Source organism: Oleiagrimonas sp. (genome assembly GCF_027858935.1).
Taxonomy (GTDB): domain Bacteria; phylum Pseudomonadota; class Gammaproteobacteria; order Xanthomonadales; family Rhodanobacteraceae; genus Oleiagrimonas.
The window spans coordinates 1-9305 of the sequence record NZ_JAQIBU010000270.1 but is presented as its reverse complement, the minus strand read 5'-3'; the positions used below and the strand labels follow the sequence as shown (position 1 = coordinate 9305).

The window sequence follows — 9305 nt, the reverse complement described above, 5'->3', positions numbered from 1 at the left end:
GGCGGGGTGTAGGTGTGTGGGGGCATGGGTGGTCGTGGACCGCGCAGCGGTTTGTCCGGCGGTAGGGGTCAATGGTCGCGGCGGGCGTAGGGATAGGCGTCGTCTGGTTCGGGTTCGCCGGAGAGTGCGACCGCGGTGGCGGTGTGGAAGCCGGTGGACCGAGCCGCCAGCGCGATGATGCGTTCCACCGCGTGCGCGAAGGTGCCGTCGACCTGACCGGCTTCGGACTCGAAGCGCCAGGGATCCAGGTGCGCGTCCAGCAGCGGGCGCAGGGCGTCCAGGCGCGCCCAGAACATGGTGCCGGCGATGAAGGTATCGCGTTCGGGATCCGGCTCGGGGATGCCCAGCAGCACGCTCAGTAGCTGTACGGTGTCGCGGTTGGCGCCCCAGTAGTAATGCAACGGTTGCACATGGCCTTCAGCAGCGACCAGGCCCAGCGTCGGATCCTTGTCGAAGCCTTGCGCAATGGCGGCCGCGCGCGCCGGCGACAGCAGGCGACTGAGCAGCTCGCCGCGCCACGTATCGCCGTCGCGGCGATGCGTGGAACGCTTGGTATGCAGCTTCAGCATCACCCTGGCGCCCTCGTCCAGCAGTCGGTTGGCCACGTGCAGGAACGGCAGCACGTCACGGCCGTGGTTGGGGAAGACCTCGAGTTCGGCATCCGGTGCCTGTTGCGCAAGGCGGGCGCGCACCTCGGTCTCGCGTTCGGGCGCGGTGGTGACGATCAGGCGCCAGTCCAGGCCGCTGTTGCGCAGCGCCCGGACCAGTTCGTCCAGCACCTCGGGATACCAGGCATGGATCACCGCGTACGGGTGCGGATCGGCTGGCGGCGTGGCACCGGCGGCCTGTTGCAGCGCGCGGCGGGTGGCGTCCAGCCAGGCGTGGCCCAGGCGTGCATCCGGTTCCAGCACGGCGCCCTCGGCCCATTCGTTCCAGGCGTTGATGAAGACCAGGCGCTGCGATTGTGGCAGTTTCGGTGCGCGCTGGATGAGCGTGTCCGCAAGCCAGTCGCGGTAGCCGCGCGGCGAGGCGTGCGCATACACGCGGCCGCGACCGCTGCGGCGTGGCTCGTTGTCCCAGCCGGGGTTCACGGCCGGGAACAGCGGGTATGCCGGCATCGGGCGAGCGCCGACATCGCGTGCCAACGCGCCAGTCCAGCACCTGGCCGCGATAGTCGGGATTGAGCAGGTGCTGGCGCGCGCTGATGTTTTCGGGTGTGGCCAGGTTGGGCGGGAACTCGACTGCGGCGTCAAAGCCGATGTCGCGCGGGTCCGGCCTTTCGAAGCCTTGCACGCAAGCCAGTGCGGTCTCGCCCACGCCGTGCTCGCGACACCATGTGCGCCAGCGTTGCGCCGTGGCCTTGGGCTCGGGCAGCAGGCCGGGTCGGTAGACCAGCAGCAGCGGCTTGCCGTCCACGCGCAGATAGCGTGGATCGCGCAGGAATGGCGCGACATGTTGGATGTAGGCCAGGTCGTCCGCAGGGCTGTGCGCCTGCGCGATGAGGATGTCGTCGGCGCGTCCGTCCCAGCGGCGGGACCAGCTTTCGTTGGCCCAGCACAGGCAGATCGGAAGGTCCAGCGTGGGATCGTCCAGCCATTGTCGGGCCGGGGCTTCCAGCAGAGGGGTGCCGGCGAACCAGTAGTGGTAGAAACAGAACGCGCCGACGCCGTATTCGCGCGCCAGCTTCATCTGCGCGCGCATCACGTCCTTCACCCGCAGGTCATAAAAGCCCAGCGCGCCGGGCAGGCGCGGCTGGGCATGGGCATGAACCTCGAACTGCGGCATGGCGGTCCAGGAAGCCCTGGCGCAGCCGGTCACGCACAGCTTGAGACATCGGCACGCTACGAAAGAGCAAGCGCAGCGCGTGGAAGATCCAGTCGCGGGATCGGGCCGGACGATGTTCGGACATGTCGTTCAGAGATTGTTGTAGTTGGGCCCGGAACCGCCCTCGGGGGTGACCCAGGTGATGATTTCGTACGGGTCCTTGATGTCGCAGGTCTTGCAGTGCACGCAGTTGGCGGCGTTGATCTGCAGGCGCTTGCCGTGCTCGGCGTCGGCGTCTTCGACCATCTCGTAGACGTTGGCCGGGCAGAAGCGCGTGCAGGGGTTGCCGTATTCCTCGACGCAGCGGGTGGCACAGATGTTGGTGTCGGTCACCTTCAGGTGCACCGGCTGGTTCTCGTCGTGCTCGGTGGCGGCGAAGTACACGCTGGCCAGGCGGTCGCGCGGGGGCAGGTCGCGTTCGACATAGTCGCGTTTCGGGCGTTCGTAGGTCCCCAGCTTCTTCAACGACGACCAGTCGGCGCGGTTTTTCAGCGTCCACGGCGAGAAGCCGGCGGTGACGGTTTCCCATGCGGCGTTTGCCAGACCCATCCACAGGCCCTTGTGGAATCCGGGGCGGATGTTGCGCACTTTCTTCAACTCCACCATCACCGCCGAGTCGCGCAGCTTGCGGTCGAAGCCGTGAGCCGTGTGCGATTCGGCCACGTGTTCGGCGGCCAGCATGCCCGAACGCATGGCCTGGTGGGTGCCCTTGATCTTGGGCACGTTGAGCAGGCCGGCGGCGTCGCCGATCAGCAGTGCGCCCGGCATCTCGGTCTTCGGCAGCGACTGGTAGCCGCCCTCGGCCAGCGCGCGCGCGCCGCCGGAGATGATCTGGCCGCCTTCGAGCAGGGGCTTGATCTTCGGGTGATTCTTGAGTTGCTGGAAGGCCTCGAATGGCGAAAATTCCGGGTCTTCGTAGTCCAGGCCCGCGACAAAGCCGATGGCTACGCGGTCCTTGTCCAGGTGATAGATGAAGCTGCCGCCATAGGTGGCGTTGTCCAGTGGCCAGCCCAACGTATGCACCACCTTGCCCGGCGTGACGCGGCCTTCGGGCAGCTGCCACAGCTCCTTCATGCCGATGCCGTAGGTCTGTGGGTCACTGTCGGCATCCAGAGCGAACTTGGCAATCAACTGCTTGGACAGGTGCCCGCGGCAGCCCTCGGCCAGCACCGTGACCTTGGCCATGATGTCGATGCCCTGGGTGTAGCCGGGCTTTTCCGAGCCGTCCCGAGCCACGCCCATGTCGCCGATGCGGACCCCGGCGACCGCGCCGTCCTCGCTGAACACGGGTTCGGCGGCAGCAAAACCAGGAAAGATATCCACGCCCAGCGCCTCTGCCTGCGGCGCCATCCAGGCGCACATCGCGCCAAGGCTGACGATGAAGTTGCCCTGGTTGTGCATTTGCGGCGGCGTCGGCATCCGTCTGGCGCGTTGATGGTCACCGAGATACCAGAACTCGTCCTCGCTCACCGGCACACAGACCGGCGGCGGGTCCTCGGCCCAGTTGGGCAGCAGTGCGTTCAGCGGTTCGGGCTCGATCACCGCGCCGGACAGGATCTGCGCGCCGATGGTCGAGGCCTTTTCGATCACGCATACGCTCAGATCGGGCTTGAGCTGTTTCAGGCGAATCGCGAACGCCAGCCCGGCCGGGCCCGCGCCGACGGTGATGACGTCGTATTCCATCGTTTCGCGTTCGCTCATGATAGGGCTCCGTGTTGGCGTAGGATGGACATCCGCATTGCACTGGTGAAGTGACGTTCGGTGTGCGGCGTGCGTATGGATGGGGACGATTGTCCGCATTCGTGAGGCATGCGGCAAATGCCGTGCCGGATCCGCAGGCTTGCCTGTCCCCGCAGGTCCGTGGGAAGTTCTCCATCCGTGCACGATGTTCCTGCTGCATGAGATTCGTCCATATCCAGCGCACCGCTGCGCAGAGCCCAGATACCCGGAGTCCCATGAACACATCCTCGCCGATCGAGGCCCACGAACTTCGCCACGCCAGCATGTGCCAGATGCTGCATTGGCTGGCGCTGGGTCGGACCCGTCCCCAAGCCCTGACCGACGCCTGCATGGAGGCCATCGACCGCCTGAATCCGCGATTGAATGCCTTTGTCGAACTGCAGCCTGGGTTGGCCCAGGAGCAGGTGCGGGCCGCCGAAAAGCGCCGCAAGGAAGGCGTGATCGGGCGACTGGATGGCATCCCCGTGGCCATCAAGGACAATATCGACATCGCCGGTTGGCCAACCACTGCGGGCCTGCCCGGCCGCGGCGCACAGGCGGTGGCGCACGATGCGCATGTGGTCTCGCGGTTGCGCGCGGCAGGCGTGGTGATGCTGGGCAAGACCAACATGGACGAGGGCGCGCTGGGCGCAACCACACACAACCCGCACTTCGGTGCCACCCACAATCCGTTTTGTCCAGGCCATACCGCCGGCGGTTCCTCCGGGGGCTCGGCAGCGGCTGTAGCTGCAGGTCTTGCAGCCGTCGCGATCGGCACCGACAGTCTGGGCTCGATTCGCATCCCGGCCAGTTACTGCGGCCTGTATGCGCTCAAGCCCACCCACGGTGAGATTTCCACGCGCGGCATCGTGCCTGCCGCGCGCAGGCTGGATGCGGTCGGCCTGATGGCGCGCAGCGTCGATGACCTGACGGTATTGCTGCAAGTGGTGGCGGGTTACGATGCCGACGATCCGCGTTCGCGGCATCGTCGCGTGGCGCTATCGCCCCCCGATTGGGAGCCCGGACGTTTGCGCACGGGGCTGCTTTCAGACGTGCGCAGCATCGGCGTGGACGCTGCGGTGGCCGAAAGCTACGACAAGGCCATCGAGTGCCTCAAGCTGGAACTGGGTGAGCGTCGCATGGTGGATTTTTCCGATTGGGACTTTGCCAGCACACGTCGCGCCGGATTGCTGCTGATGGAGGCGGAAATGCTGGCCACCTTTGCGGCTGACCTCGAGGATGCGCAACATCCCGTGTCTGCGCAATTTCGCGGCATGCTCGATCACGCTGCAGGCAAAAGTGCGCACGACTATGTCGTGGCCGATCGGGTTCTGGATGCGGCGGCATTGAAGATGCGTCGTCTGTTTGCCCAGGTCGATGTGCTGGTGCTGCCCACGACGCCGCAGGCGGCGTTCGCGCTGGATGCGCCGGTGCCGTCCAACCAGGCCGACCTGACCAGCCTGGCAAGCCTTGCAGCCTGTCCGGCGGTGAGTATTCCGATGGGCCTCACTGCGCAGGGCCTGCCGGTGGGTTTGCAGTTCATTGGTCCACGAGGCTCGGACTTGCGGTTGCTGGAGCTTGCCCAGGTCTGCGCGGCAAGCCTGGACGCGACACCGGAATATCCGATCGAGCCGACGTTCGGCACATGAACGACTCGGAGTACTGACCATGGGCGGATCCCGGCTTGCGCAGGGCTCATTGGCTTTCGGGGGAGAGCCCGATGCGTCCATCACTCTTGAGCTGGCCGGGGCCGAGGTGCGTTTGTGGCCGAACTGGATAGACCCCCGTGAAGCCGATGGATTGTTGCACGCGTTACACAAAAGCATCGACTTCGAGCAACACCGGTTGCGCCTGTTCGGCCGTGAAGTGGACGCGCCACGCCTGAGCTGCTGGATCGGTGATCCGCGCGCATACTACCGCTATTCAGGCGCCACCTTTGCGCCCCATCCGTGGCCGCCACTGCTGGCCCAGTTGCGCGAGCGTGTGGAAGCCGCCTGCGATGCGCGTTTCAACAGTGTGCTCGCCAACCTGTATCGCGATGGTCGCGACGCCATGGGTTGGCACAGTGACGACGAGGACGAGCTGGGAGCGGCGCCAGTGATCGCCAGCGTCAGTCTGGGAGGCACGCGCCGGTTCCGGATGCGTCCACGCCATGGGAGTGCGCCCGCAAGGACCCTGGAACTGACGCATGGCAGTCTGCTGTGCATGTCGGGTGAAACGCAGACCAACTACATGCACGCGGTCCCACGGACACGTCGCCCGGTGACGCCACGCCTGAACCTCACCTTCCGCTGGGTCGAACCGGGCAAGCGGGATTTCCAGCCTGCGCTTGGAATTGCCGGTGACGGGCGGCGATAATAGGCGATTCTGGCCTGTCCCCGAGAGTGTTCCCATGACATCCAAAACCGTACTCAATGACGCGCATCGCGCCCTCGGCGCACGCATGGTCGACTTCGGTGGCTGGGACATGCCGATCAACTATGGCTCGCAGATCGAGGAGCACCACGCAGTGCGCAACCAGGCGGGCATGTTCGATGTCTCGCACATGACGGTTGTCGATCTTCAGGGAGACCAGGTCCGTGCGTTCCTGCGGCGCCTGCTGGCCAACAACGTGGACAAGCTTGCCGAGCATGGCAAGGCGTTCTACACCTGCATGCTCAACGATCATGGCGGTGTCATTGATGATTTGATCGTTTACTACCTGGGCGAAACGTTCTTCCGCATCGTGGTCAATGCAGCCACGCGCGAAAAAGACATGCAATGGATCACCCGCCAGGCGGCCGCATTTGATGTCGAGGTGAGCGAGCGACCGGACTTTGCCATGATCGCAGTGCAGGGACCTGTTGCGCGCGAGCGCGTCATCCATGTTCTTGCCGATATTGACCGTGAACGCATCGCCGCGATGGGCAAGTTTCACGCCGCGGCCGCACAGGGGCTGCATGGTGTTCCGCTTTTCATCGCCCGGACCGGATACACCGGTGAGGATGGTTTCGAGGTGATGGTCCCCGAGGATCACGCCGAGGAATTCTGGCAGGCCCTGCTGGATGAGGGGGTTCGGCCGGCCGGCCTGGGAGCGCGGGACACGCTGCGCCTGGAAGCCGGCTTGAACCTCTACGGCCAGGACATGGACGAGGATGTCACGCCCTGGGAGGCCAGTCTTGGCTGGACCGTATCCATGGACGAGGGCCGCCAGTTCATCGGGCGCGGTGCATTGGAGGCGCAAAAGCAACAAGGCGTGCAGCGGCGCATGGTCGGTCTTGTACTGGACGACAAAGGCGTACTTCGGCATGGCCAGACCGTCCTCACAGAAGCCGGTAAAGGCGAAATTCTCTCTGGAAGTTTCTCGCCCACGCTGGGCAAGGCCATTGCGTTTGCGCGGGTACCCGCTGGAGATATCGGTTCGACGCGCGTGGTCATCCGCGAACGCGAATTCCCGGTGCGCGTGGTGAAGTATCCGTTCGTTCGCGATGGCAAACCGCGTGAAGGGATCTGAGGTATTTCATCCCTGCCTTCCGACCCACTAGAATTCCATCCGCATCCCAAAACTGACAGGACCGACCCATGAGCGATATACCCGGCGACCTGAAATTCCTGAAGTCCCACGAGTGGGCCCGCCTAGAAGACGATGGCCTCGTACGCGTGGGTATTTCCGACCATGCCCAGGAGCAGCTTGGCGACCTGGTCTACGTGGAACTGCCCGAGGTCGGTGCCCACGTGACGCCTGACAGCGGTTGCGCGGTGGTGGAGTCTGTCAAAGCCGCATCCGATGTCTATGCCCCGGTCAGTGGTGAAGTCGTCGAGGTCAACGAGGCGCTCGATGACGCACCCGAATCGATCAACGACGACGCCTATGGCGAGGGCTGGATTTTCGTGATCAGGCCCGACGACAAATCCGATCTGGATGCGTTGCTCGATCCCGACGTCTATGCCGAACTGATCGAGGGCGATGACGCCTGACCCGAACGCCGGGAAACCGCATGCCCGGATCGGTTTTTCATGGGTCGTGCGAGTGCGCGCATCGATGCGTATCCGGCATGCATGCACGTGCAAGTTCGTGCTCAATAAAGACGGGAAGGTAAAAAAATAAAGTTTCCTGTTCAGCTGGAAATCGCATGCTCCGGCCATGCTGAAACTCGCGTCCTGATGGGATTTGTTCCACAAGTGGCGCGAGTTTTTTTGTGCGTTTCTTGCGAGTCTCCAAGCCTCTGCGGTGCTGAATCCCGCGTAGCCATTGAGTTTCGTGACCGTATCCTGAAATACTGTTTTTTACGTCTAGACGTTTAGATGTCCATTTAGTCAAAGCCGAGTGCAGTAAGTGTTAGTGTCAAAGCCCTTGATGTGCAAGCGTTGGAGGGCTCGTAGCGCATTCATTTTGGTGTGCAAATTTTATTGACACCGCGTTGCGACAGGTCTAGCTTCTGCGCCCAATGGTGGAGTGGGTTTAAAGATGGCAGAAAAGAAGTACATCAAGCCGTATGTGGATCACGGTAAAAAGGCGGGAGCGGTCCGAAAGGTCACCGTCTCCATTCCCCTTCATGTGCTCCGTCTGCTTTCCGATGAACGTACACGACGCCAGGTCAACAACCTCAGGCATGCGACAAACAGTGACCTGTTGGTTGAAGCGTTTCTACATGCCTTTACCGGACAACCACTGCCAACTGATGAGGAGCTGAGACGAATCATGGCTACGACCAAGAAAACTGCAAAGAAACCGGCTGCGAAAAAAGTCGCCAAGAAAAAGACCACGGCAAAGAAAGTGGCCGTGAAAAAGTCACCCGTGAAAAAAGCTGCCGTGAAAAAGGCCGCCGTGAAGAAGGGAGCTGCCAAGAAGACAGCCCGCAAGGCGGCAAAGAAGACCACGCGCAAGGTTGCGGCCGCTCGCAAGTCCACTGCCAAAAAGACTGCGGCCAAGAAGCCTGCTGCCAAGAAAGCCGTCAAGAAGACTGCGGCCAAGAAGCCTGCTGCCAAGAAGGCCGTCAAGAAGACGGTGAAGAAGGCGGCCAAGAAGACGGCCAAGAAGACGGCCAAGAAAGCTGTCAAGAAAACGGCGCGCAAGCCGGCAGCCAAGAAGGCCGTCAAGAAGACTGCGGCCAAGAAACCTGCGGCCAAGAAGCCTGCTGCCAAGAAGGCTGCAAAGAAGGCCGTACGCAAGGCACCGGCCAAGGCACCGGCCGCGGCGCCGGCCGCAGCTCGCGTTTCCCGCGCCAGCCGCAGCTCGGCTGGCAAGCGCAAGTAGGCGTAGTTGCAAAGTATGGCGATCTCCCTTGCGCCCTAGATGGCGTGAGGGCAGGCCATGCCAGAATCTGTGCCCCGGTTTACCGGGGCTTTTTTTGTCGCTCACGCGGTATCGTGATCAAACGCGTGCTGGAAACCATCCTATTGGCACTGACGCTGGATCGGGGTACCTTGTGAACTGAATCCGCGCTACATCAGGCCTCAGGTCTGGGTTCTTCAACAAGGGGAACTTACAGGGGGCGCGGGTATCTGGTAGCAACGTAGCGAATGACCATGGATACCCGAATGTCAAATATCAATCGCAGTCATGAGCGTGGCAGCGCATCGTCCACAGTGATCTTCTCCATCGTGATTCTCCTGGCCATTGCTGCGGCTGGGTGGTTTCTTGTGATCGAGCCCCACATGAAAGTCACCGAGTCGCTGGTACAGCCGGCAGCCCACGTGAGCAAGGCCAAGGGCGCCAAGACGCCGGCGCCCACGAATGTCTCATCCATGACCACGGAACAGCTGTTGGCCGAGGCGAGCAA

5 protein-coding genes and 4 pseudogenes are annotated in these 9305 nt (G+C 63.2%); 6 read left to right on the top strand and 3 right to left on the bottom strand.

Going from position 1 to position 9305, the window contains the following annotated elements; translation table 11 throughout:
* Positions 1-68 precede the first annotated feature (68 nt).
* Both PF446_RS10140 and PF446_RS10135 read right to left on the bottom strand, forming a co-directional pair.
* Positions 69-1788: pseudogene (locus PF446_RS10140) on the bottom strand (glycoside hydrolase family 99-like domain-containing protein); the annotation flags it as partial.
* Positions 1789-1914: 126 nt separating this feature from the next.
* Complete coding sequence (locus tag PF446_RS10135) at positions 1915-3525, bottom strand: electron transfer flavoprotein-ubiquinone oxidoreductase (RefSeq protein ID WP_298071309.1); 1611 nt, start codon at positions 3523-3525, stop codon at positions 1915-1917.
* A gap of 254 nt (positions 3526-3779) precedes the next feature.
* On the opposite strand from PF446_RS10135, the gene PF446_RS10130 reads away from it, so the two are divergent.
* The 5 genes and pseudogenes from PF446_RS10130 to PF446_RS10110 form a co-directional block, all read left to right on the top strand.
* Positions 3780-5192, top strand: coding sequence for an amidase (locus PF446_RS10130; protein WP_298071308.1), 1413 nt, complete (start codon positions 3780-3782; stop codon positions 5190-5192).
* Positions 5193-5211: 19 nt separating this feature from the next.
* Complete coding sequence (locus tag PF446_RS10125; protein WP_298071307.1) at positions 5212-5901, top strand: alpha-ketoglutarate-dependent dioxygenase AlkB; 690 nt, start codon at positions 5212-5214, stop codon at positions 5899-5901.
* A 34-nt stretch (positions 5902-5935) separates the two neighbouring features.
* Positions 5936-7036 carry a glycine cleavage system aminomethyltransferase GcvT gene (gene gcvT / locus PF446_RS10120; RefSeq protein WP_298071306.1) on the top strand — a complete coding sequence of 367 codons (1101 nt, stop codon included), beginning with the start codon at positions 5936-5938 and terminating at the stop codon, positions 7034-7036.
* Between the two features lie 68 nt (positions 7037-7104).
* Complete coding sequence (gcvH, locus tag PF446_RS10115; protein ID WP_298071305.1) at positions 7105-7500, top strand: glycine cleavage system protein GcvH; 396 nt, start codon at positions 7105-7107, stop codon at positions 7498-7500.
* 490 nt (positions 7501-7990) lie between these two features.
* A pseudogene (locus PF446_RS10110) lies at positions 7991-8182 on the top strand (met regulon transcriptional regulator MetJ); the annotation flags it as partial.
* A gap of 65 nt (positions 8183-8247) precedes the next feature.
* On the opposite strand, the pseudogene PF446_RS10105 reads toward PF446_RS10110, so the two are convergent.
* Positions 8248-8694 (bottom strand): annotated as a pseudogene (locus tag PF446_RS10105) (hypothetical protein); the annotation flags it as partial.
* A 369-nt stretch (positions 8695-9063) separates the two neighbouring features.
* Between PF446_RS10105 and PF446_RS10100 the strand changes: the two are divergent.
* Positions 9064-9305, top strand: a pseudogene (locus PF446_RS10100) (energy transducer TonB); the annotation flags it as partial.

Excerpts from the sequence above, each read along its gene's own strand:
- gcvH (WP_298071305.1), top strand. The coding sequence starts at position 7,105 with ATGAGCGATATACCCGGCGACCTGAAATTCCTGAAGTCCCACGAGTGG.
- PF446_RS10125 (WP_298071307.1), top strand. The coding sequence starts at position 5,212 with ATGGGCGGATCCCGGCTTGCGCAGGGCTCATTGGCTTTCGGGGGAGAG.
- PF446_RS10135 (WP_298071309.1), bottom strand. The coding sequence starts at position 3,525 with ATGAGCGAACGCGAAACGATGGAATACGACGTCATCACCGTCGGCGCG.
- PF446_RS10130 (WP_298071308.1), top strand. The coding sequence starts at position 3,780 with ATGAACACATCCTCGCCGATCGAGGCCCACGAACTTCGCCACGCCAGC.
- gcvT (WP_298071306.1), top strand. The coding sequence starts at position 5,936 with ATGACATCCAAAACCGTACTCAATGACGCGCATCGCGCCCTCGGCGCA.